This window comes from Bacillus alveayuensis, from assembly GCA_030812955.1.
In the GTDB taxonomy this organism is placed as follows: Bacteria; Bacillota; Bacilli; order Bacillales; family Aeribacillaceae; genus Bacillus_CB; species Bacillus_CB alveayuensis.
The window spans coordinates 168,752-193,411 of the sequence record JAUSTR010000003.1 but is presented as its reverse complement, the minus strand read 5'-3'; the positions used below and the strand labels follow the sequence as shown (position 1 = coordinate 193,411).

Below are 24,660 nucleotides of genomic sequence, written 5' to 3'. Positions count from 1 at the left end.
ACTTTCTTTTTGATGTTAGTTTGCGTCTAAAATGGTGATTACATAAATGTGAAATTTTAACAATGTCAAATGGCGATTCGGAAATGTGATGAAACAGAAGGAAAAAGAAGTGAAAAGGATTCGAAAATGTTTAAAACAGAGCATAGAGTGGAAAAAATGTACAACTTTACTCTTGACGAAACGATACGCATTTAATATTATAAGAATGTCAATATATTTGTTTTTTGGTAAAAGGGGAGTAGCGTTCAGAGTCCTGTACTCTGAAAACAAAGTCGTCATTTCATGGAGTCATCTCCATCGGCTTTGTTGGCATGTATTTCCATGTCTAGCAAGACCTTTGCCCGGTGTGGCGAAGGTCTTTTTCTATTGCCTTCTGCTGCACTGAAAATTATATTAAAAATACAGGAGGTTTTAAAATGGACATTGCCATTCTTCTAGAATACGGATGGGTGCTTCTCGTATTAATTTTATTAGAAGGAATTTTAGCTGCTGACAATGCTTTAGTCATGGCTGTTATGGTAAAACATTTACCAGTAGATCAACGTAAAAAAGCTTTATTCTATGGATTAGCAGGGGCATTTGTTTTACGTATTTCATCATTATTTGTTATTTCTCTATTAGTTAATGTATGGCAAGTACAAGCCATTGGGGCCATTTATTTAATGTTCATCTCCATCCAGCATCTTCTAAAAAAGTTTTTATTGAAAGAAAAGAAAGAAGAAAAGGTGAAGGAGAGAAAAGCTTCTGGATTTTGGGCAACGGTCATTAAAGTTGAACTCGCTGACATCGCTTTTGCAGTAGATTCCATATTAGCGGCTGTAGCGTTAGCCGTTACGCTGCCAGCTACGAATTTACCAAGAATTGGTGGTATGGATGGCGGACAATTTTTCGTTGTATTGTTAGGTGGATTAATAGGTGTTGTCTTAATGAGATTTGCCGCAACTGCCTTTGTTCAATTATTGGCAAAACGTCCTAATTTAGAAACTGCCGCTTTTTTCATCGTTGGCTGGGTCGGAATCAAATTGGGATTACACACACTCTCGCACCCAGATATTGGTATCGTTTCTGAACATTTTATTCACTCAACCACATGGAAGCTAATCTTTTGGAGTGTCATCATCCTGATAGTTGTAGCCGGTTGGTTTTTGTCAAAAGAGAAAACAACAGAGAGAGAGAATTCGAAAACGAATTTACCCGCTTCTTAGTGAAGCGGGTTTTGTCATGTTTTCACAGGACAGTATTGGCTAGGGAAACTTGAACCGATAAAATATTACTAACACATTAAATATTTAAAGGGAGAGGGATGGATGGAATTTCTGTTTCAACAATTAGAGATGCATTATGATGAGTTGGTGGAAATTCGTCGATATCTTCATCAATATCCAGAATTATCTTTTCAAGAAGTTCATACACCGAAGTTTATTGCAGACTATCATAAAAAGTTAGGTCTCGAAGTTCGTACAGGCGTCGGAGGTCGTGGCGTCGTTGCAAAGCTAAAAGGAGGAAGGTCTGGTAAAACAGTTGCTTTAAGAGCCGATTTTGATGCACTTCCTATTCAGGAAGAAAATGATGTTCCTTATCGATCCAAGGTGGATGGCGTCATGCACGCATGTGGACATGACGGACATACAGCAACGTTATTAGTTTTAGCTAAAGTTCTTGCAAGTATGAAGGAGCAACTGGAAGGAAATATCGTGTTCATCCACCAGCATGCCGAAGAATTGCAGCCTGGTGGAGCGTTAGCGATGATTAAAGACGGATGTCTAGAAGGAGTTGATGTAATTTTTGGTACACACCTTTGGGCATCTATTCCTGTTGGAGAAATTGGTTACCGCTCTGGGCCGATCATGGCAGCGGCTGACCGTTTTCACATCAACATTCAAGGTAAAGGAGGACATGGAGCACAGCCTCATTTAACGAAAGATGCCATCGTGATCGGCTCTCAACTTGTGACAAATCTACAGCAGCTTGTCAGCCGCAGAATTGATCCATTAAAATCGGCTGTTTTATCCATTGGCTCATTTGAAGCGAAAAATGCTTTTAATATCATTGCAGATACGGCAAAGATGGAGGGAACAGTTCGTACATTTGAAGAAGAAGTTCGAGACTTCATGGAAAAAGAAATCGAAAGAGTTGTAAAAGGAACATGCTTGGCAGCAGACGTCAACTATTCGTATTCGTTTATGCGTGGCTACCCAGCAGTTATCAATCACGAGAAAGAGACAATGTTTTTAGCTGAAATCGCCAAAAAAATTCCTGAGGTTACAAACGTATTTGAAATGGAACCTGTTATGGGTGGGGAAGATTTTGCGTATTACTTGCAGCATGTGAAAGGAACATTTTTCTTCACAGGTGCTGGAAACGTTGATCGAGATATTGTGTTCCCACACCATCACCCTAGATTTAATATTGATGAACGTTCTTTATTAATTGCTGCCAAAGTACTAGGTACAGTAGCTTTGGCCTATTTAAAGAAAGAATCTTTCCAAATAAAAAACAGCTAAAATCGTTTTATGATCGACTTTATCTTTAAAAGCTTGAAGGGTTCTTTCTTCAAGCTTTTTTAATTGAAAATATAATCATTGGAAAAGCACATTTCTTTAGAAATTTTTTGTCATACATGTCATGAAAATGTAAAAAAATTGTGAACATCCCTCATAAAATTCCGTTTCGAACCGAACTCTCTATATAAACTCAATAATTTTTCTAATGCTTCGACATGTGAAAGTAGGATGACTTTATGCTGTATTTTTGTAATCTAAATGTCAAAAAACGATTGGTTTCACATTTCTTCCTTTGCCAGTTTTGTCGAAATTAGCTATTATTATCGGAGTAGGATAGGGAGAAGTAGAGGTGAAACCATTTGTTAAGCCTTTTTATGAAATTTAAAAAGGAAAAAGGTACGTTAGAAGAATTAGTCTTGGAAATACAAAAAGGCGACCTCGAGAAACAAAATGAGCTCATTGAACAATATAAACCATTTATTGCGAAAACGGTTTCTTCTGTATGTAAAAGATATATTGATGAGCAAGATGATGAATTTAGTATCGGTCTCATTGCCTTCAACGAAGCGATTGAAAAATATTCAATAGATAAAGGGAGTTCTTTATTATCATTTGCTGAATTGATTATCAAAAGAAAAGTTATTGATTACATACGAAAAGAATCGAAAAATCAAACAACAATCAATTTTGAGCGGCTTGACCAAGAAGGAGAGGAGCATTCACAAAGTAAAATTGAGGCTAATTTATCTATTGACGAATATAATCGGTTCATTGAACAAGCACAACGAAAAGAGGAAATTTTATATTATCGAAAAGTGTTGAAAGAATTCGGATTGTCTTTTGAGGAGCTCATCGAACAATCTCCAAAGCATATGGATGCTAGAAAAAATGCTATTAAAGTCGCAAAAGCACTCATAGAAAATGAAGATTTAAAAGAGTTGTTTTTTAAAAAGAAAAAGCTGCCGATTAAACAGCTTGAGAAGATAGTTTCCGTCAGCCGAAAGACGATTGAACGGAATCGAAAATATATTGTTTCAATGGCCATTATTTTAGCTGGCGATTATGTATATTTGAAAGAATATATTAAAGGAGTGCTTGAATCATGAAAAGAGGGGTCGTCGTTGAGATTCATCATCAGTTTGTTACGGTTATAACCAATGATGGTCAATTCGTCAAAACAAAAAGAACTAGGGAAAATTATCAATTAGGGGAAGAGGTCACTTTTTATCCAGGACATGAATTAGAAAGTGAGAGCAATAGGGCTTCTATCACAAGCTGGCGATTATTAAAGCTTCCAGTCATTTCTATTTTCGCACTTGTTTTTATGTTATTGATGATTTTTCCTTTCTTTCAAAAGACCGATGCTTATGCTTATATGACAATTGATATTAATCCGAGTTTTGAACTAGAAATAGATGATGATTTTCAAGTTTACCAAATATATGCTTTTAATGAGGAAGCAAAGAGCATATTAGCTCAATTAAAGAATTGGAAAAACAAATCCTTTCAAGTTGTTACAAAGAAGATTATTAAGGAAACAATCAAAGCGGGTTATTTAAAAGAAAAGCAGGAAGTATTAATTACTACTGTTGTAAAGGATGAGGAAAAAAAGGAGAATGTACAGTTTAAGAACGAGCTAGAAGAAGTAAAGAATACCTTAAAAAAAGAAAACATCGGAATTACAATGATTGAATCAGATGTAAAGACGAGAGAAAAAGCGCAAAAGAAAGGAATTTCTACAGGAAAATATATGGAAGAGTACTTAAACGAAAATAAGGAAAATTCATCATTCAAATTAAAGGAAAAGAACGAAAAGGTTCAAACGAATCAAGAACGTAAGGCGTCTGATGTTCATAATAAACTTGAACTGATAGAAGAAAGAAAAAGTTCAAATGGGAAAGAAAAAACGGTACCGGCAGAAGAAAGCAAAAGTTCAATTGCAAAGGAAAAAAACGCACTTAATCCAAATGAAAAGGAAAGACCGATAACGAAGGAAGAGAGAAAAGAACGAAAGAACAATATCGAAACTTCACATCCTATTCCAAAAAATAAGAAAAAGGACTATGAACAACATCCAGTAACAAAACAACGACAAGAGAAAAAAAAGGAAATGAAATAAAAGCGGCTAAATTTTCTAAATCTAAGGAAGCGAATTTCAAGAAGCATCAAATGAAAAACGAAGAAAAAATGGCAAAAAAAGAACAGAAAAGGATAAATTGAATGGAAATCGTAAATAAGAGAAAGAAAAAGCACCGGGTTAGGTGCTTTTTTTCAATGCCCTATCAAATATATATCTATATTAATTACTCTTATTTGGTGTTATTTAGTTGTGCTTGTGCCTGAGCAACAAGGCGTTTCGTCATTTCTCCACCGACAGATCCATTTGCACGAGCTTTAGTATCTGAACCAAGATGTACACCAAATTCTTGTGCAATTTCAGCCTTGAATTGCTCCAACATTTGCTCAACACCAGGAACAAGCAATTGATTACGGCTAGGCATTTTGTTCAACTCCTTTAAAAGCATTGCATGCATTGTAAAGATGGTTGCATGATTAGTATGAGAACTTGAAAATATTTCATTCAGGAAAATTATGTTGTAAATGCTTTTTCGGCATATTGTATAGTCCGAAGTTGAATATGTGAAGATAAAACAGATAAAACGGTAATGACAAGAATATGGGTAATTTCTTTTACCTCTATATGCTGTAAATTCATTTCTTCTTGCAGTAATGAATATATTTCTTTTTCAATTTTTTCCTCAAGCGGGTCTTGACATGATGGCTCGATCATGATATTCCCTAAATTTTCAAGTGTTATTGCATAAATTTGATAAAATCGCAACGGGTTAATTAAATCATCGCTGCGATCTGACAATGTATTAAACACCTTCATGAGCAGACGGCAGATCGTTTCAAAATCAAAGACCGCTTTTAAATCTCGTACGATTAATAATAGAGCTGCTTGTTCAACAGAGTATTTTTTCCCTAATTCTGGAGAACCGATAAGCTCTTTTACATCTCGTTTAATCCAGTTTTGAATAGAAGTAGATTTAAAAGACGTCAACTCACATAAATTACCTAATGCAACAATTTCATTCGTTGACAAGCCATATTCTTTTTTATTTTTTTTTCGTTCAAATTTTAAGATAAATTCAGGGATATCTTCTATATGTACAGGTTGAATGCAATCAGTAATAATTTGTAAAGGTGTTCTTGATTCAAGTCCTTTTAATGAAAATAAAAGCTTTGTCATTGTTATACGATTTAACTTAATTTTTCCCATAATACACCCCAAATCCATTATGACCAAATTTCTTATAAACCTTATTATAATATAAGTTCATATGAACTTAAATTCTGTTTATGTCATTTTTTGATTTAGGCTGCTTTCGTAAACTTTGTTGCTTTTCGACTGTAACGTGGTCGGACAAACCAGTTGTCTGACCATCGATTTCACGATATCGCGTGACATAGCAATTGAATCACTTGCCTATGACTTGTCGAAAAGCAATAGGCAAGCAGTAATCCCTTGTTTAATAATCATACGATTCATAATGAAAATTTTTTTGTTTATGTTAAAAGTAGGAGGTGATTACAATGGACCAGGAAAAGGAACGAGATTTTAAGGAGTTGAACGATCGACTAATTGCCGATCCTCCAAAGGGGCCGTTATTAGCAATCAAAACGAATTTGGATCCAAAGGATGTGTTGGAAGATAATCCGTATGTCAAAAGCGCGGAAGAAGAGATGAAAAAAGACGAATTAGAAGAATTTTTTGATGATGGTGCAAATTAAGGGGGAGCCCCTTAATTTGCTTTTACAGCTTCTAGCAATAAATCGGCAATATGAACAGCTTTTATATTTTCGATTCCTTCTCGTTCGATTCCGAGCTTCATCTGTAATAAGCAGCCAGGATTTGCCGTAACAATCGTTGTCGCTTTCGTTTCTTTCACATGTTCCATTTTATGATCTAGAATTTGCTTGGACATTTCAGGCTGAACGAGATTGTAAATTCCTGCTGAACCGCAGCATCTGTCAGCTTCCTTCATTTCTTTAAATTCGATTCCTTCAATAGCATGAAGTAAAATTCGAGGTGAAGCAAATGTTCTCATGACATTGCGCAAGTGGCAAGAATCTTGGTACGTGATCACTTGATTTGGAAGACGTAGCTCATAACGGTTATGAAAATCTAGTTCCACGAGAACTTCGGTCATATCTTTTATTTTATTCGTAAAGTCTTTTGCTCGATCATTCCAATCCTTCTCATCTTTCAGCAAATGATCATATTCATATAAAAATGCTCCACAACCGCCTGCATTTGAAATAATATAGTCCACTTCTAATTGTTCAAAAGCTGAAATATTTCTTTTCGCCAGCTCCTTCGCTAATTGTTTTTCTCCACTATGACCATGTAGTGCACCACAACAATTTTGTGATGATGGAATAACGACTTCACAACCGGAAAGCCTTAATAGTTCAATTGTTGCTTGATTTGTGTTCAAAAACATCGTGTCCATTAAACAGCCAGTAAAAAAGGCAACCCGTTTCATTGCATTTTCTTTTGCAGCAATATAAGTAGGCCGATTTTTCATTTGTTTATAGGTTGGGATTTTTGGTAACACTTTTTCCATTGTCCGCATGTGCTCTGGAAGGATGTTTATGACCCCTGTTTTTCTCACTACTTTTTGAATACCAGAACGCTGATAAAGTCCGATGACTGAAAGGAGACGGCGCATTCTATTTTGATGCGGGAACAGCTCTTTAAAGACGATATGACGAAACCATTTAGCTGGAGCGCTCTGCTTTTTCGATTGCTGGATAATGTCGCGAGCTTCTTCCAATAAATGTCCATAACGAACACCTGAAGGACAAACCGGTTCACAGGCTCGACAGCCTAGACAAACGTTTAACGATTTTTCCACTTCCTCATTCGGCTCAATAAGCCCGTCTGCGACCCCTTTCATTAAAGCAATCCGCCCGCGAGGCGAGTGCAGCTCATTTGCGCTTGTCTCGATATAGGTCGGACAAGAAGGTAAACAAAATCCACATTTCATACAATTTAATAATTCATCTTCATTTAAACGAGTTTGAAACTCTTTTCGCAGCGTATTTTGTTCGATTGTTTTGGTCATGATGTAACCACCACACGCTTCCGTTCACTTTTAGCAAAAACTTTACCTGGATTCATAATATGATTAGGGTCAAATGCTTGCTTGATTTGCTTCATCGCCAGAATACCGCTTTCGCCTAGCTTAAGATGTAAATAAGGTGCTTTCATTGCCCCAACACCGTGTTCACCTGTAATCGTGCCACCGAGTTCGATGGCTTTTTGGAAAATGGCTTCGAAAGCCTTTTCGACACGTTCCATTTCTTCTTGATCTCGTACATCTGTTAAACAGGTTGGATGTAAATTTCCGTCACCAGCATGGCCAAATGTACAAATACGAACATTGTATTGATTTGCAATTTCTTCAATCGCTTTCACCATTTTCGCAATTTCAGAACGGGGAACCGTTGCATCTTCTAGAATTGTTGTCGGTTTCAAGCGGGCTAACGCCGATAAAGCGGAGCGTCTTGCCGTTCGCAATTCATTGGCTTCTTCTTCTGTTTGTGCGATTTGAACAGAAATGGCACTTTCCTCTAAACAGATTTTTTGAATTTTATCTAGATCACGATCAACTTGTTCCTTATTTCCATCTTGTTCGATTAATAACACGGCTTTTACATTTGTGGGAAGGCCTATTTTCGTAAAATCCTCCACGACCTCCAATGTCGGTTGATCTAAAAACTCAAGCGTTGTAGGAATGATTCGATTTGCGATGATTTTCGAAACAGAACGGGCTGCTGCTTCTAAATCTTGATACAAGGCTAGCATTGTCTTTTTTGTTTCCGGCATTGGGACGAGCTTTAATGTTGCTTCAGTAATAATGCCTAAAGTACCTTCTGAACCGATGAAAAGTCTTGTTAAATCATATCCAGCCACATCTTTCGCTAGCTTTCCGCCAGTTCGAATAATATGACCATTTGGAAGTACAACCTCAAGCCCTAATACGTAGTCTCTCGTTACCCCGTACTTTAATCCTCGCAATCCTCCGGAATTTTCATTTAGATTTCCACCAATTGTAGATATTTTCATGGAGCTTGGATCAGGGGGATAAAACAGCCCTTTTTTTTCTACCTCTTGAATTAAATCTAATGTAATGACACCTGGTTGAACGGTTACGGTTAAATTGTCCTCATCAATTTCGATAATGTTGTTCATATGTTTAAATAATAGGACGATTCCACCTTCGATTGGACAAGTGCCTGCACATAGGTTTGTACCTGAACCACGGGGAACAATCGGAATATTATGGTCATTACATAACTTTACAATTTTTGAAACCTCCTCTGTATTTCGAGGAGAAACGATAGCATCAGGTAGTGATTGGAATTGTGGTGTCGCATCATAAGAATAGACAAGTTTAGCAGCTTGTGAATCTTCAACATTTTCTTTGCCAACAATGTTCTCTAATTGTTTTTTCACCTTTTGCGTTAACATACTTGCACCTCCCTTTTATTAATGGCTGTTTTCGTAAACTTTGTTGCTTTTCGACTGGCCATGAGCCGAACAAAGCACGTGGTCGGACAAATTATATTTGTCCGATCATCGACTTTTGTTCGGTTCACGTCACGCTAGAGCGTGACATAGCAAGCGTATCGCTTGCCTGACAGTCGAATAGCTATCGTATCGAAAAGCAACAATCTTTTAGAAAAGAGCCTTATTAATACAAGCATAAATAATCGAGAGGTTTTGTTACTATATATATACATACAAAAATTAAGCGTTTTCTTTAAAATCTATTGGATATTCATCTAAAAACTTTATCGCTAAATATAAGGTAGTTAAATCTTTAATATACCTTGGACGTAAACTTGTTATTTCCTCCACCTTTTTTAGCCTATAATGCAAAGTATTTATATGAATATGCAATGCTTCAGCTGTTTCTTTCAAAGAATTATTTTTGGCCATGAGCGTGCGCAGCGTTTCCAACAGCTCATGTTCGTGCAAAATTTTCCCAATTGTCCGGTGAACGAATTGCTTTTTTGTCTTAAATGTGATTTCTTGCAGGCACATTTCTAAACCGAGCTCATTTTCAAACACGATGTTATGGTTACTCGTTGCAGCCTTTAAAGCCCGCTCAGCAAGTGAAAAAGATTCTTTTAGCTTTTCAGATGGTACTACGTTTCCAACACCAAAACGAAGATGGATGTGGTAATATTCTTTACAATATTTTACGATTTGTCCAAGCCAGCCTTTTAATTTTTGATCATCAACTGGTAGCTCTACATTTACAATGATAATGATTTTCCCAAGTCCCCATTGAAGAATTAGGGTTCCTTCTGATTGAAATAAATTTTGCAAATCGGCAAGCAAATGATGGTCTTTTAAGGACTGACTCTTGTTATAACCCCCCATGATCACTTGTTTTCGTTTTTGTAAATCAATATGTAGTACATTGGCGCGTTCATAAAAATCATCGGTCCATTCACGTTCATTCAGCCAATCAAAAAGAAAAGTTTCATAGGCTCTTTGCATCCATTCCCGTTGATCATAAAAATAGCTTTCTTGGATCAGAAGCTCTGTCATCTTTTTTAACAATTCACCATACGATTCCACTTGCTTTGGCTCTCCCGTAATGCCAATCACACCAATTACTTCCTGGTGAAAGCAAATCGGCAAACAAATCCCTGCTTTGACACCTTTTAAATGATTTTCATCTTCTTTCGTTATACGAATGGTTTCTTTGTTGGAACAAGCTAAAAGAGCTCCTTCATGAAATTTACCGATTCGCTCAGGCAGGGTACTCGCGATAATCGTGCCGTCTTTGTTCGTTATGATCAGCTGTTCAGAAGTTAACTTTCGAACTTCGTCGATAATTTTAATGGCCAATGACGGTAAAAGCATTGTCGATTCCTCCAGTAAAAATAAATTTTGTCGTAAAAGAATGTGAAAATATCCGTTATGATTGAAAAAAATACATAAAATACCTTCAAAAACTTGTTTATATTCTTTATGATAAAGAACGAAAAGTATAACAAGAGTTGGGGAATGAAGCATGATGAAAAACACACGAAAATGGTTAGACTCTTTGTCACCACCACAATTAATCGTGACCTTTTATTTTTTAGCTGTAACGGTTTCCTTTTTATTATTAAGCTTGCCTTTTGCGAGAAAGCCAGGTGTTGAATGGTCGTTTATTGATTCACTATTTACGGCCGTAAGTGCTGTCAGTGTGACAGGTTTAACAACGGTATCAACAGCTGATACATTTAGTGTTCCAGGGATCTTTTTGTTAGCATTTGTCCTTCAATTTGGCGGTATTGGCATTATGACACTTGGAACATTTATATGGCTAATATTTGGAAAGAAAATTGGTTTGAAAGAGCGCCGCCTTATTATGCAGGATCAAAACCAATCAAGCCTTGCCGGATTAGTGAATTTAATGAGGCAAATATTAACGATTATTTTAATGATTGAACTGATTGGCACCGTTGTTTTAGGAACTTATTTTTTAAATTATTATCCTACATGGCAGGAAGCTTTTTTACAAGGTTTTTTTGCTTCTGTCAGCGCTACGACAAATGCTGGCTTTGATATTACTGGTGATTCATTAGTTCCTTTTGCCAATGATTATTTTGTTCAAATCGTAAACTTTATTTTATTAACATTAGGCGCTATCGGTTTTCCAGTCTTAATAGAAGTGAAAAATTTTATGATATATAAAAAGCAACAATATAGATATCGTTTTTCTCTTTATACAAAGCTGACGACGACCACCTTTTTTGGCTTATTAATCTTTGGAACGTTTGCAATTATGCTGATTGAAATTCATCATTTTTTTGCAGATAAAACATGGCATGAATCGTTTTTTTATGCATTTTTCCAATCAGCTACTACACGCAGCGCTGGTTTAGCGACAATGGATGTAAGCCAATTTAGTGAGCCAACATTGCTCATTTTATGCTTTTTAATGTTTATTGGTGCTTCACCAAGCTCTGTTGGCGGTGGAATTCGGACGACAACTTTTGCCATTGTGCTGCTCGTCTTACTTCATTTTGCCCGCGGATCACGTACCGTGAAAGTATTTCGTCGGGAAATTCATCAAGTAGATATTATGAAATCTTTAGTCGTGACCATCGTAGCATTAATCATTTGCTTTACCGCTGTCATTGTTTTAATGATTACAGAACCGTTCGGACTTCTCCCAATATTATTTGAAGTATGCTCTGCCTTTGGGACAACTGGTCTTTCGATGGGAATTACTTCACAATTATCAACAACAGGCAAAATTGTCATTATGATTATTATGTTTATCGGACGAATTGGGATCCTTTCCTTTTTATTTATGCTGGGACGCCGTGAAGTGGAAGCGAAAATCCACTATCCAAAAGAACGAGTCATTATTGGTTAATAAACCCGAAAAACCGGTTTACTCCTAAAATTGTTTTAAAAAAAGTTCATTAAAAAAGTTCAGGTCTTTATACTGAACTATTTTATAAAATTGGGAAGCCTTTATATACATCTTTTCTATCAAGTGTGTTGATTAACCAATAGTAACCAGTTGGGATGGCTCTATTTCTAGCTTTTCTGCTGGAGTCGGCAAGCTATTCGTTTGCCGACTGGGCATGCTATACGCATGCCCTTCTCAAACAAGAACGCCAGCGGCCGAATGAATTTGCCCGCTGGCGTTTCTTGTTCGAGGGATGTGGCAGATAAGCTTGTGTTCAGCCATACGATTCTGTATGTTTAAGTACAATAATGGATAATCAACACTTGTGCTTTTCTATATGTTAAATGGTGCATAATTTTGGTTTATTTACTAATTATTTCCGTGTCTACTTCATCACAATTTGGAACAACATTAAAATTGAAGGAAGGAGGAATTTTTTCATGAAGCGTAAAGTCGCTCGTAAACAGGCTACTAAACATAATTTCACGCCAACAGAAAGTTTGCCTGATACGGAATTTTCTGCTAGTTACGATAGCGAAAACCCGATTAAAGGTGCCAATCGAAATTCGAAAAAAGGGAATAAAGGAAAAAGATAAAATGGCAAAAAATCAGAAGAAAAATGAAGAACCACAAATACATCAAAAACGGCTCGATAAACGATTCCTTCAGGAAGAATTTGGAGGGGAGCTTGGCGATTATAATGCGCACAAAATTTATGACCTATTAGCAAAAGAAAACAAAGGTAAAAAAGAGGACAAATGTTCAAATAAAGAAAAATAACGTGCATAAAAATCATGTAATGGCAAAAAATAAACTTGCATGATATAAAATCCTTCACATCTAACATTTAGTAACATATCATGCATTAACTTCATCGATGTGCCTGCTATTCATACAGTAGCGGGCATTTATTTTTTTGTAAACTTTAAGGCTATCTTTAGGACAGCCTTAAAGTTTACGCTTTTTCCAACCGCTGTAGTTGATGTTTTGCAGCGGTGAAAACCGATGGTGTTTTTTTATTTGGATGATAATAAACAAGTAATATGGTCGGCTCATGTAAAATGGAACCCGTTTTTTGATAATATTGTAAATCAAATGGAAGAATCTCGACAATGGTATGTTTATATAAATCCTTTTCATTTATTTGGAGTTCAACAAATGCTTCCCCTAATAAATGAGGCTCTTGTAAAATGGCTTCGTAAATATGGCTTAGTTCTTTTTTTGATAATTTTTCCGACCACCACGGTTTACGCGGTTTATGTTTATGGTTGCGCAAGTAGTCGTATTTCATAAACCCTTCAATAATCGGAACATGTTCATTTTTATGAGCCTTTAAATATTCATAAAGCCTTCTAAATAAATCCTCTAATTGATGGCCAATGCGTGCCCAGCCGCGTTCATCCCAATAAATTCCAAATTCTTGGAAAAAGTCAAATGGTGTTTGAAATACATGTTTAACTAAATATTCAATCGTTTCATCCATCCGGTGGTCGTTCCAATATTTTTCTAACACATCTTCTACTTGTTTAATTCGAACGATATCATCAAAGGAAAGAACATTATTCCTTAAAATTTCATATGGTGCATGATCCATGTAAACATAACCATATTTTTCTGCACCAATTCTTAAACCCGTTCCACGAAGCATTTTTAAAAAGCCTAGCTGCAGTTCTTCAGGTCGTAAAGCAAAAACATCATTAAACGTTTTCTTAAATGAATCGTAATCTTCCTCCGGGAGCCCTGCAATTAAATCTAGATGTTGAGCTATTTTCCCGCCGTCTTTGACCATCGTAACAGTACGAGTTAATTTATTAAAGTTTTGCTTCCGTTTAACGAGCTCATTTGTTAAATCATTTGTTGATTGCACACCAATTTCAAAGCGGAACAATCCTTTTGGCGCATTTTTATTTAAAAACTCAATAACTTCTGGCCGCATAATATCAGCTGTAATCTCAAACTGAAAGACAGTTCCCGGTAGATGCTCATCAATTAAAAACTGAAACATATCCATTGCATAACTACGGCTAATATTAAATGTACGGTCGACGAATTTAATCGTTTTTGCTCCATTTTTCATCAAATAGCGAATATCATCCTTTATTTTTTCGCGATCAAAATAACGAACACCGACTTCAATAGATGATAAACAAAATTGACAGCTAAATGGACAACCCCTGCTCGTTTCAATATAAGTTACACGTTTTGAAAGGTGAGGCAAGTCATCTTCAAAGCGAAACGGTGACGGCATCGTGCGTAAATCAATTTTATTACGTTGTGGGTTTACGACAATTTTGTCATGATGACGAAAAGCTAAGCCGCTTACTCGATCAAATTTTTGTCCACCGTGCAGTTCCATTAAAAACTGTTTAAATGTTTCTTCCCCTTCACCGATGACGATAAAATCGATTTCAGGAACTTTTTCCATCCATTCTTTCGTATCATAGGTGACTTCCGGACCACCTAACACGATGATTAAATCTGGTTGAATTTTTTTCAACATTTTAATTACTTTAATCGTTTCTTCAATATTCCAAATATAGCAGCTAAATCCTAACACATCAGGTTTTTTTCGAAAGAGGTCCGTAACAATATTCATTGCAGGATCCTTTATTGTATATTCAGCGATTTGTAGATCAAATTCAGGATATGCATAAGCCTTTAAATAACGTATGGCTAAATTCGTATGAATATATTTTGCGTTTAATGAACTGACAACAATATTCATTTTCAACACCTTTATATCATATTTTGTAACGACATTATTCTATCATAAATTTTAATAAAAAATTTTATCATCATTTATTCTTTTAAATTCGGAAATCAAAAAAGAAGGTGCCCCAATTTTTTATACTTTTAGAACACCTTCTTGTATTTCATGAATAAACTTATTAAGTATTTCATACTTGTTCAGGAGTATAAAACTCTACACCTAAACGTTTGAAATCTTTCTCATTCCAAGTGATGATGGAATTTACTTCACTGAACTGTGCTATGGCGCTTAAATATCCATCCACAAAATCTATGCTGTAATCGTATAAGGCTTTCTCCTTGTCTAATTATATTATACCTTTACATTTTGAGGAGTTAAAGTATTATGGTTTTATCTTTACTAAGTGTTATTTCTTTGATCAAATAATTTTTTTAATAGTAAATAAACCAAAAGATGAGATTTTGTTCTTTTTAACATGTTTTAAGCGCTCATTCCTTTTTTCTTAACGCGAACAGGAAGATTCCCTTTATTATAATACATGATGGTGAAATATCCGATTAAGATAAGGAGGTAAATGAATATCCAAACGTTCAATCCTCCTGAAATAATTGCCATCCCGATAGCGCCTCCAGCCAATACATAATAGCTCATCGGAATGAGAGCCCGACGTATTAAAATTCCTTCTTTCCCAATTAAACCTACTGTTGCAGATGCGGCAACGACGTTATGTACACAAATCATATTTCCGGCAGCTCCGCCAATGGCTTGCAATGCTACAACATAACTCGTTGCGGTGACATCTAGACCGATGTTTTGGGCAGCGCCAAATTGGAAGATCGAAAACATCATATTACTAAATGTATTACTACCAGCTATAAAAGCTCCTAATGCTCCAATTGATGGGGCAAAAAATGGCCATAGCGGTCCGACTACATTTGCTAAACTTTCAGCGAGCACTAAAGGCATGCTCGTCAGTTCTTCTGTTTGTGTATTTAAGAAAATTTTTATCATCGGGACTGCAAATATTAACGCTGATCCTGCACTAACGACCGTTTTTAAGGAATTGGACCAAGCTTTTTGATAGGAGGACCAATTCATTTTATGGAAGAAAAACGTTAATATTGACACAAAAATAAAGATCGTTCCCGGTACATATAAAGGTGAAAGCTTGTAACCAATATTTGTCCCAAAAAAGCCTTCAATTGATAAAGTAACATATTTAGATGTCAACATTTCTTTTACTTGTGGTGATACTCGCGTTAAAACGAGCAAAATTGCGACGAATATATAAGGAGACCATGCTTTTATTAAGGAAAGCTCTTTCCCTTTTATCATTTCCTTCGGCTGTTCTTTATTTAAATTCCCAATCCATTCGGCTTCCCAATTTTTTCTTTCCTCGAAATCGAAAATTTCACTTTCTTTTGGCATAAACATTCCTTTTTTAGCAGCAGGAATAACGATGATCATACCAATTAAGGCCCCGATTAATGAAGGGAATTCTGGTCCTAAAAAGGCTGCAATGATATAGTACGGAACGGTAAAGGATACACCTGCAAATAAAGCAAATTTCCATACTTGTAAACCTTTGCGGAAAGAGCGTTCTTTTCCAAAAAAACGTGTAAGCATGCTGACCATGAAAAGCGGAATTAAAAAACCAACAATTGCATGAAGCAAGCCGACATTTGCTGTAATTTTTAATAAATAGGACTGATATTCCCAATCTCCTAAAGCATTTAACACACTCGGTTGATTAGCTAAGCTCCCATTAACACCGACTAATATAGGTGTGCCAATCGCCCCATAGGAGACGGGAGTACTTTGCATAATGAGCGCAACTAAAACAGCTGCCATTGCTGGAAAGCCAATCGCTACGAGAAGGGGAGCCGTAATGGCAGCTGGTGTTCCCCATCCTGAAGCCCCTTCAATAAAAGAGCCGAACAACCAGGCAATAATGATCGTTTGAATTCTGCGGTCTGGTGAAATGGTAATAAAGCCTTTGCGAATAGTTGCAACCGCTCCGCTCTCCTTCAACGTATTTAAAAGTAAAACAGCACCAAAAACGATTAATAAAATTTCAAAAGAAGTGATCATTCCATTCAGGACAGAGGCGGCAATAACATTTTTGTCTGTTCCCCATAAAAAATAAGCTGTTAACGCGGTAATCATAAGAGCCACTGGCATCGCACGCTTGGCTGGCCATTGCAGCAAGACGAGAAAAATGAAAACACTTACAATTGGGATCATCGCAATAAAAGATAATACCCCTAAGCTCATGGAAATTTCCCCCTTAACAATAATAATGAAAATTCTGATTATTAAAATACTTAAAAATGTTAGGTCATATAGTCATCTGATGACTAAATTATATGATAATGTAACCGTTACCATTTTTCAAGACACAATTTTGCTTTTTTTAAAGGATATCCAGTAAAATAATCGTATGAATATGTTTATGATATTTGTTTTTATAGGAAAATCTCTGAGGTGAATAATATGGAATATAAGCAAATAAAACCGCGAAAAATTTATGAAGAAGTGGCAGAAGCCATTTTAGATATGATCAAGAAAGGAGAAATAAAGCCTGGTCAGAAATTAGATTCTGTTCAGCAGCTTGCCGAAAACTTTAAAGTTGGCCGTGCTGCGATTCGTGAGGCATTAAGTGCATTACGGGCAATGGGGATCGTCGAAATGAAGCAAGGCGAAGGGACCTTTGTAAAAGAATTTGACCCGATGACCTTCACTTTGCCGTTATCAACAGCAGCTTTAATGAACATGGAAGATGTGGAGCATTTATTAGAGGTTCGAAAAATATTAGAGGTAGGAGCAGCATTTGCTGCAGCGACAAAGCGGACAGATAAAGATCTGCAGGCGATGCAGTTTGCCTTAAATGAAATGAAAGGAAATTTAGATGATGAAGAATTAGGAGAAAAAGCCGATTGGCTTTTTCACATGGCGATTGCCTCAGCATCACAAAATCCGATTTTAGTTAGCTTAATGAACAATGTTGCAGGCATGATTGTTGAAACAATGCGAGAAACGCGAAAGATATGGTTATATTCTCAACAAGTTACAGCCGAGAAGATCTTTAGAGAGCATGAAGCGATTTTTAAGGCAATTGAAAGAAAAAATGCTGATGAGGCCCAACATTTAATGCTCGTTCATCTTACAGATGTTGAAAATGTCTTAAAAAAACATCATCTTGCACAGATCAAAACAGGGACCTAAAAAAGGTCCTTTTTCATAATAATATAAATCATTTAGAATACAGCAAAAGTGATCTTTATTCAAGTCATCTGATGACCAGTTGACTAATGAATCAAAAAGAGCTAAAGTTGTAAAAAGAAAGCGTTATCTTACTTATTTGAAAAAGGCTGTTTTGTAAACTTTGTTGCTTCGGCTGTCTTGGAACCGAGTAAAGCACGCGGTTGGAAATTACATTTGTCCGACAATCGACTTTTGTTCGGTTCATATCACGCTATAGCGTCAAAGCAAGCGTAACGCTTGCCAGACAGTTGAAAAGCTAAGCAACAATCTATTAGAAAAGAGTCTTTAAAAAAGAGCGAGGGGAGTCAAATGAAGGTCTCATTATTTGTAACGTGTTTAGTTGATATGTTTCACCCGTCCGTCGGCAAGGCGACGGTTGAACTATTGGAAAGGCTGGGCTGTGAAGTAGAATTTCCAGAAAGCCAAATTTGCTGTGGACAGCCTGCCTATAATAGTGGTTATGTAAAAGATGCAAAAGAAGCGATGAAAAATATGATTCGCACATTTGAAAAGGCGGAATATGTTGTCACACCTTCTGGTTCTTGTGCAACAATGTTTAAAGAGTATCCAAACGTTTTTAAGGATGAGCCATTGTGGGAAGAACGAGCAAAAAAGCTTGCCCGTAAGACATATGAGCTCACCCAATTTATCGTGGAAGTTTTAAAAATTGAGAATGTCGGGGCTAAATTAAAAGGAAAAGCCACCTATCATACTTCCTGCCATATGACTAGATTACTTGGAGTAAAAGATGCGCCATTTATTTTATTAAAAAATGTAGAAGGTTTAGAAGTGATTCCTCTAAAAAATAGTCATAGTTGCTGCGGTTTTGGGGGGACTTTTTCCGTTAAAATGGCGGAAATTTCCGAACAAATGGTGGATGAAAAAGTTCAGAATGTCGAAGAAACTGGGGCTGACTATTTAATTGGGGCCGATTGTGGCTGCTTAATGAACATCGGCGGCCGCATTGACAGAAAAGGAAAACAAGTGAAAGTTTTACATATAGCAGAAGTTTTAAATACATGCGAATCCTAGAAACGGGGGGATAATATGGCCATGAAAATTAGTGAGGAATCATTTCAGGAACGCATCCATAAAGGGATTCAAAATGATTTTATGCGTCAAGCAGTCGCAGGTGCACAAGAGAGATTGCGAAATAGACGGCTGCAAGCAGCTGAAGAGCTTGGAAATTGGGAAGAATGGCGTGCATTAGGAGAAGAAATTCGCAAACATACACTTGAAAATTTAGATTTCTATTTACATCAATTAAGTGAAAATGTCGCCAAACGTGGTGGACATGTGTTTTTTGCGCAAACAGCAGAAGAAGCAAACGAATACATTCGAAGCGTGATTCAAAAGAAAAATGCCAAAAAAATTGTGAAATCCAAATCGATGGTCACAGAAGAAATTCATTTAAACGAATGCTTGGAACAAGAAGGGTGTCAAGTGATCGAAACAGACCTTGGCGAATATATTTTGCAAATCGATGATCATGATCCCCCATCACATATTGTAACACCTGCCCTTCATAAAAATAAGGAGCAAATCCGTGATGTGTTTAAAAAGAAGCTGCAATATACGAAAACAGAAAAACCGGAAGAATTAGCCCTACATGCACGTAATATGTTAAGAAAAGAGTTTATAACGGCAGATGTTGGCATAACAGGGTGCAATTTTGCTATTGCTGAGTCAGGCTCCATTAGTTTGGTCACAAATGAAGGAAACGCACGGCTTGTTACAACAATACCGAAAACACAAATTACAGTAATGGGGATGGAGCGAATTGTCCCGACTTTTGAAGAATTTGAAATCCTTGTAAGTTTGCTTACAAGAAGTGCAGTAGGACAAAAACTAACAAGCTATGTAACGGTGCTATCCGGTCCGAAAGAACAAGGGGACGTCGATGGACCTGAGGAATTCCACTTAGTCATTGTTGATAATGGACGTTCAAAAATATTAGGAACTGAATTCCAATCAGTACTACAATGTATACGTTGTGCAGCCTGTGTTAACGTTTGTCCCGTTTATCGTCATGTTGGCGGCCATTCATACGGTTCGATCTATTCCGGACCAATTGGTGCCGTTTTATCCCCTCTATTAGGAGGATATGATGACTATAAAGAGCTGCCTTATGCATCAACTTTATGTGCAGCGTGTTCGGAAGCGTGTCCAGTCAAAATTCCCCTTCATGAACTACTTCATAAACATCGGCAAGTGATTGTAGAAAAAGAAGGTCGTGCACCCATTTCAGAAAAGCTTGCGATGAAGGCGTTTGGACTAGGAGCAGCGAATCCGGCATTATATAAATTAGGATCCATAATGGCCCCTACCGCCATGAAACCGTTCGTAAAAGATGAAAAGATCTCAAGCGGTCCCGGCCCGTTAAAGGCATGGACACAAATACGTGAATTTCCATTACCAAAAAAAGGCTTCCGTGAATGGTTTCAACAACGAGAAAAAAGGGGTGAACATAAATGAAGGGGAAGATCCACAACAGAGACGCATTTTTAGCTAATGTAGCGGAAAAGCTAGGAAGACAGCGGAGAACTGAAAGGGTTAGAAGGCCAGATTATACATATAAACCGCAATGGGAAGTATTCAAACATCATACGTTAGATGAACTTGTCCAAGTTTTAATCAAGCAATGCCGACAGATCGAAACAGATGCTTATTATGTGTCTAAAGAGTATTTAGTGAAAACAATCGAACAAATTATTCAAAATTACGGAGGGGGTCCTGTCATTACTTGGGAGGATCCACGGTTAGATCAATGGAATTTGCGTCAATGGATTGTTCAAGACCTTCCAAATGAAAATATCGAAACACACATTTGGGATCCTCATCTAGGTGAGGAAAATATTCAAATCGCTGAAAAAGCAAATGTCGGCATTACGTTTAGCGATCTAACACTTGCTGAATCTGGGACTGTCGTATTATTTAGTTCAGAAGGAAAAGGGAGATCAGTAAGCTTGCTCCCTGCAACGTATATTGCCATTATCCCGAAAAGTACGATTGTGCCAAGAATTACACAAGCTGCAAAAATCATACACGAAAGGATAGAGAATGGAGAAACAATCGCTTCTTGTATTAATTTTATCTCTGGTCCAAGCAACTCAGCTGATATTGAAATGAATCTCGTTGTCGGGGTACATGGTCCAATCAAAGCATCTTATATTATCGTCGATGATTGATTAATGAGGATTTTAGGAGAATGAAAATGATTTGAACATAAGTGTTGATTATCCATTATTTTACTTAAACATACAGAATCGTATGGCTGAACACAAGTTTTTCTTCCACATCCTCGAACAAGAACGCTAGCGGACAAATTCATTTGGCCGCTGATGTTCTTGTTCGAGAAGGGCAAGCTATTCGCTTGCCGACTTCGGCAGAAAAGCTAGAAATAGAGTTATCTCAACTGGTTATTATTGGTTAATCAACACGCTTGTGATTCGAATTCAAAATTTTTCGTTCGATTGGTATTCCTGGCAGCAGGAGTCTTAGTTATACAAAGATCCATACCGTTTCATTGCCCGACGCCCGCGAACGCGGTATCCATTAAGCTTCAGGTGGAGATGAAGTCCAAAAAGAAGCAAATGTAGATGATGAATGTCCGTCATGAGGCTTTTGAAGGACATAAATAAGATGGAAAGCATAAGAAATGTCCTTCATAGGACTGATGAAGGACATAAATAGGATAGGAAACAAGAGAAATGACCAAACGTTGTGAAAAACTTGTGGATTCCTTGATGATGCGCTAATCTATTCATGAGACATGAAACTCCTTGTAGGTAGTTGGTAGCACATCTATTCTAACCAAGGAGTTGGGTTCATGTCTCCTTTTTTGTTTGGATGTAAATTTATGTTAGGGAATTTGCTCATCTACATTTAGAAGAAAAACAAGAAGAAATTTACCATTACTTGGTGTTCTCATGTTCGAAAATTGAACATGATGGAGGACTGTAAAAAGCAATGTAGAACTTTTTATAAGTGTATGTCTATTCAGGGGGTGGAAGCTTGAAACAATTTCTCAAAACGATGGATCAAAAGGATCTAGTTCAAAAGCTAACAGCGGAGAATAAACAATTAAGGGAAAAACTAAATGAGTATAAGCTGTTTTTTGAACAGGTGATTGATGCTATTGTGATATTGGATGAGGAGTTTCACTTTATCAATGTAAATGAAGCCTCTTGTCATCTTTTTCAGCTAGTAAAGGAAGAACTATTCAAACGGAATTTTTTTGACTTTATTAATTTAATGCCTAAAGAGGAAGTAGAACGACAATTCACCTATTTGAATAACAAAGGCTGTCATAAAGATGAATTGATCATCAAGTTAGATGATGGGCGCATTAAATATATAGAATATTCTGCACAATCATTTGGTCATCATCATCTTTTCATCATTCGCGACATATCTGCTCGAAAAATTAATGAGCGAGATCGGACGATCAATGAACAACTATTCCAAGATTTATTTGACCGCGCCGTTGATGGGATCGTCATTTTTGATGAAGATGAAAATTTCATTGATGCCAATCATTCCTTTTGTTCGAGTTTTGAAATTAGTCGCCAACATTTAAATCAATATAAATTAAAGGATTTTGTTACAGATGTAAAAATCATTGAACGTATAAAAAAATCATTATATCTGGAAGGAAAAGCAACTGGAGAGCTTGAAGTTCAACTGCAAAACGGTAAAAATAAATTGTTTGAATTTACTTCAACGGCTAATATTTTAAACGGTTTTTACATGGTAATTTTAAGGGATATTACGGAAAAAAGAATAATGGAGCAGCAATTGGAGGAAAGTGAAGAAAGATTTCGTGATGTTTTTGAGTATGCGCTAGATGCAATAGTTATTTGGGATAAAACCGGAAGAATCGTTCGGGCGAACCAATGGGCATGTCGAACTTTTGAGCTGCCGCTTAAACAGCTGCTAAAAAGCCATATATGTGACTTTATTGACCCTAAGGATCCGAAGCTTAGAAAAATTATTCGAAAATATTTTAAAAGCGGAGCAATACGAGAAGAGCTGCTCTTTCATATGGCAAATAATCAAGCGAAGCAATTAGAGTTTACCTCAAAAAGAATGCAAGATGGATATCATATGACCATTTTGCGCAATGTGAGCGATCGAAAACAAATGGAAAAAGAATTGCGAGAAAACGAGCAAAAGTTTCGGAAAGTTTTTAATGGTGCGATGGACGGAATTGTATTGTTTGATGATAACATGAATATTATAGACGCCAACCCAGCTGCAAGCAAAATATTAAGCTTACCTCATCGGAAAATACGAGAGTATAATTTAAATGACTTTATTAGTCGAGAAATGATTGAAAAGTATTTTGGCAATTGTGATAAATTAACGAAAGAATTGCCGTTTACGTTACAAAATGGTGAGGAGCGTATCATTGAATGCTCATTTAAACGAAACATTATTGAAAATATGAATTTAGCCATTTTTCGTGATGTCACAGAGAAAAAAGAAATGGAGGAAAGGCTAAGAAAGTCAGATACACTAAATGTAGTAGGGGAGCTTGCTGCAGGTATTGCTCATGAAATTAGAAACCCTATGACATCGTTAAAAGGATTTATTCAATTATTAAAAGGAAGTATTAGTGAAGATCACTCGATGTATTTTCATGTTATTTCATCAGAACTGAAAAGAATCGAAACGATTATTACTGAGTTTTTAATGTTAGCCAAACCACAAGCGATCCATTATCAACAAAAGCATATTGTCACAATTATGAAAGAAACCATTGAATTATTAAATGCACAAGCCATTTTAACGAATGTGCAAATTCATCTAGAATACGATCCAGTACCTGAAATTTATTGTGAACCAAATCAACTAAAGCAAGTGTTTATTAATATATTAAAAAATGCGATCGAAGTGATGCCAAAAGGTGGAAATATATATGTGAAAATACGTAAAAACACAGACCAAACAATTAAGATTTCAATTCAAGACGAAGGAACTGGAATTCCAAAAGAGAAAATCAAAAAGTTAGGGGAGCCTTTTTACACAACGAAAGAACGTGGAACAGGCTTAGGACTCATGGTTAGTTTTAAAATTATCGAGGAGCATAATGGAAAAGTCGAAGTTCAAAGTAAAGTAGGGTACGGTACAACTTTTTATATTACTTTACCAATTAAACAACAAGATGTTCTTTAGTGGAGGTTCATATGTTTACATATCAGTCAATGAAAACACCAATTGGCCATTTATTTATTGTTGAAGAAAATAAAAAATTAGCGCATATCTTTTTAAATGAAAAAAGTTTTAGAGAATTTCAAATCCAGCACTCTTTACAAAATAAAAAAACAGCACTATTAACTGAAGCTGCTTCACAGCTAGAGGAATATTTTCTGGGGAAACGAAGACAATTTGATTTGCCGCTTAACATGCACGGTACACCTTTCCAACAAAAAGTATGGGAGGCTTTATGCACGATTCCTTATGGAGAGACAAGAAGTTATCAAGAGATCGCCATACAAATTTGTCATTCGAAAGCTGTTCGGGCTGTTGGTCAAGCGAATAAAGCGAATGCCCTTCCAATCATCATCCCTTGTCATCGAGTCATTGGGAAAAACAAACAACTCACCGGTTATGCCGGCCGTCAAATAGATAAAAAAGCTTTTTTACTAGATTTAGAAAAGGCTTATTATCATAAATGAACTGTCCC

General features: G+C 36.4%; 21 protein-coding genes and 1 riboswitch. Of the genes, 14 read left to right on the top strand and 7 right to left on the bottom strand.

The window, feature by feature from the left end:
* The first annotated feature begins 221 nt into the window (after window positions 1-221).
* A riboswitch (yybP-ykoY riboswitch) is annotated at window positions 222-378 on the top strand.
* A gap of 38 nt (window positions 379-416) precedes the next feature.
* The 4 genes from J2S06_RS06825 to J2S06_RS06810 all read left to right on the top strand — a co-directional run bounded on the left by J2S06_RS06825 (window position 417) and on the right by J2S06_RS06810 (window position 4,623).
* Window positions 417-1,205 (top strand): TerC family protein, encoded by a 789-nt coding sequence (locus J2S06_RS06825; RefSeq protein WP_419151769.1) that lies wholly within the window; start codon window positions 417-419, stop codon window positions 1,203-1,205.
* 102 nt (window positions 1,206-1,307) lie between these two features.
* Entirely contained in the window at window positions 1,308-2,504 is a 1,197-nt protein-coding gene (locus J2S06_RS06820; protein ID WP_419151768.1) for a M20 family metallopeptidase, read from the top strand.
* 374 nt (window positions 2,505-2,878) lie between these two features.
* Window positions 2,879-3,610 (top strand): RNA polymerase sigma factor SigI, encoded by a 732-nt coding sequence (sigI, locus tag J2S06_RS06815; protein WP_419151796.1) that lies wholly within the window; start codon window positions 2,879-2,881, stop codon window positions 3,608-3,610.
* Entirely contained in the window at window positions 3,607-4,623 is a 1,017-nt protein-coding gene (locus J2S06_RS06810; RefSeq protein ID WP_419151767.1) for an anti-sigma factor domain-containing protein, read from the top strand. Before sigI ends, J2S06_RS06810 begins: the two co-directional genes overlap by 4 nt.
* Window positions 4,624-4,813: 190 nt before the next feature.
* Here the strand turns inward: J2S06_RS06810 and J2S06_RS06805 are convergent, their stop codons facing one another.
* Both J2S06_RS06805 and J2S06_RS06800 read right to left on the bottom strand, forming a co-directional pair.
* Window positions 4,814-5,005, bottom strand: a complete 192-nt coding sequence (locus J2S06_RS06805) for an alpha/beta-type small acid-soluble spore protein (protein WP_044747583.1) — start codon at window positions 5,003-5,005, stop codon at window positions 4,814-4,816.
* An 89-nt stretch (window positions 5,006-5,094) separates the two neighbouring features.
* The gene (locus tag J2S06_RS06800) at window positions 5,095-5,787 is read right to left on the bottom strand and encodes a DUF1836 domain-containing protein (protein ID WP_419151766.1); all 693 of its coding nucleotides are present in this window, start codon (window positions 5,785-5,787) and stop codon (window positions 5,095-5,097) included.
* Window positions 5,788-6,101: 314 nt separating this feature from the next.
* Here J2S06_RS06800 and J2S06_RS06795 point away from each other — a divergent pair, with 314 nt between their 5' ends.
* Complete coding sequence (locus tag J2S06_RS06795) at window positions 6,102-6,299, top strand: hypothetical protein (RefSeq protein WP_044747585.1); 198 nt, start codon at window positions 6,102-6,104, stop codon at window positions 6,297-6,299.
* Between the two features lie 11 nt (window positions 6,300-6,310).
* Here the strand turns inward: J2S06_RS06795 and J2S06_RS06790 are convergent, their stop codons facing one another.
* The 3 genes from J2S06_RS06790 to J2S06_RS06780 all read right to left on the bottom strand — a co-directional run bounded on the left by J2S06_RS06790 (window position 6,311) and on the right by J2S06_RS06780 (window position 10,452).
* Complete coding sequence (locus J2S06_RS06790) at window positions 6,311-7,636, bottom strand: (Fe-S)-binding protein (protein WP_419151765.1); 1,326 nt, start codon at window positions 7,634-7,636, stop codon at window positions 6,311-6,313.
* Window positions 7,633-9,045 (bottom strand): glycolate oxidase subunit GlcD, encoded by a 1,413-nt coding sequence (gene glcD / locus J2S06_RS06785; protein ID WP_419151764.1) that lies wholly within the window; start codon window positions 9,043-9,045, stop codon window positions 7,633-7,635. Before glcD ends, J2S06_RS06790 begins: the two co-directional genes overlap by 4 nt.
* 279 nt (window positions 9,046-9,324) lie before the next feature.
* A complete protein-coding gene (locus J2S06_RS06780; protein ID WP_044895447.1) occupies window positions 9,325-10,452 on the bottom strand; it encodes a CdaR family transcriptional regulator in 1,128 nt (375 codons plus the stop codon).
* A 154-nt stretch (window positions 10,453-10,606) separates the two neighbouring features.
* On the opposite strand from J2S06_RS06780, the gene J2S06_RS06775 reads away from it, so the two are divergent.
* From J2S06_RS06775 to J2S06_RS06765, 3 genes are all read left to right on the top strand, one after another.
* Entirely contained in the window at window positions 10,607-11,959 is a 1,353-nt protein-coding gene (locus tag J2S06_RS06775) for a TrkH family potassium uptake protein (protein ID WP_083979351.1), read from the top strand.
* A gap of 479 nt (window positions 11,960-12,438) precedes the next feature.
* Window positions 12,439-12,594, top strand: coding sequence for a hypothetical protein (locus J2S06_RS06770; RefSeq protein WP_044895444.1), 156 nt, complete (start codon window positions 12,439-12,441; stop codon window positions 12,592-12,594).
* Between the two features lies 1 nt (window position 12,595).
* A complete protein-coding gene (locus tag J2S06_RS06765; protein WP_044895443.1) occupies window positions 12,596-12,778 on the top strand; it encodes a hypothetical protein in 183 nt (60 codons plus the stop codon).
* Between the two features lie 175 nt (window positions 12,779-12,953).
* Here the strand turns inward: J2S06_RS06765 and J2S06_RS06760 are convergent, their stop codons facing one another.
* Window positions 12,954-14,723, bottom strand: coding sequence for a B12-binding domain-containing radical SAM protein (locus J2S06_RS06760; protein ID WP_419151763.1), 1,770 nt, complete (start codon window positions 14,721-14,723; stop codon window positions 12,954-12,956).
* A gap of 465 nt (window positions 14,724-15,188) precedes the next feature.
* Window positions 15,189-16,982, bottom strand: coding sequence for an L-lactate permease (locus J2S06_RS06755; protein WP_419151762.1), 1,794 nt, complete (start codon window positions 16,980-16,982; stop codon window positions 15,189-15,191).
* 219 nt (window positions 16,983-17,201) lie between these two features.
* Between J2S06_RS06755 and J2S06_RS06750 the strand changes: the two genes are divergently transcribed.
* The 6 genes from J2S06_RS06750 to J2S06_RS06725 all read left to right on the top strand — a co-directional run bounded on the left by J2S06_RS06750 (window position 17,202) and on the right by J2S06_RS06725 (window position 24,652).
* Window positions 17,202-17,933, top strand: coding sequence for a FadR/GntR family transcriptional regulator (locus J2S06_RS06750; RefSeq protein WP_044895440.1), 732 nt, complete (start codon window positions 17,202-17,204; stop codon window positions 17,931-17,933).
* Between the two features lie 348 nt (window positions 17,934-18,281).
* On the top strand, window positions 18,282-19,004 hold the full coding sequence (locus J2S06_RS06745) for a (Fe-S)-binding protein (RefSeq protein WP_044895439.1): 723 nt from the start codon (window positions 18,282-18,284) through the stop codon (window positions 19,002-19,004).
* A gap of 15 nt (window positions 19,005-19,019) precedes the next feature.
* Complete coding sequence (locus J2S06_RS06740) at window positions 19,020-20,447, top strand: LutB/LldF family L-lactate oxidation iron-sulfur protein (RefSeq protein WP_419151761.1); 1,428 nt, start codon at window positions 19,020-19,022, stop codon at window positions 20,445-20,447.
* A complete protein-coding gene (locus J2S06_RS06735) occupies window positions 20,444-21,160 on the top strand; it encodes a LutC/YkgG family protein (protein WP_419151760.1) in 717 nt (238 codons plus the stop codon). Before J2S06_RS06740 ends, J2S06_RS06735 begins: the two co-directional genes overlap by 4 nt.
* Before the next feature lie 847 nt (window positions 21,161-22,007).
* Window positions 22,008-24,149: a PAS domain S-box protein gene (locus tag J2S06_RS06730; protein ID WP_419151795.1), complete on the top strand. Its 2,142-nt coding sequence runs from the start codon at window positions 22,008-22,010 to the stop codon at window positions 24,147-24,149.
* 11 nt (window positions 24,150-24,160) lie between these two features.
* Window positions 24,161-24,652: a methylated-DNA--[protein]-cysteine S-methyltransferase gene (locus J2S06_RS06725; RefSeq protein WP_419151759.1), complete on the top strand. Its 492-nt coding sequence runs from the start codon at window positions 24,161-24,163 to the stop codon at window positions 24,650-24,652.
* The last annotated feature ends 8 nt before the right edge of the window (window positions 24,653-24,660 follow it).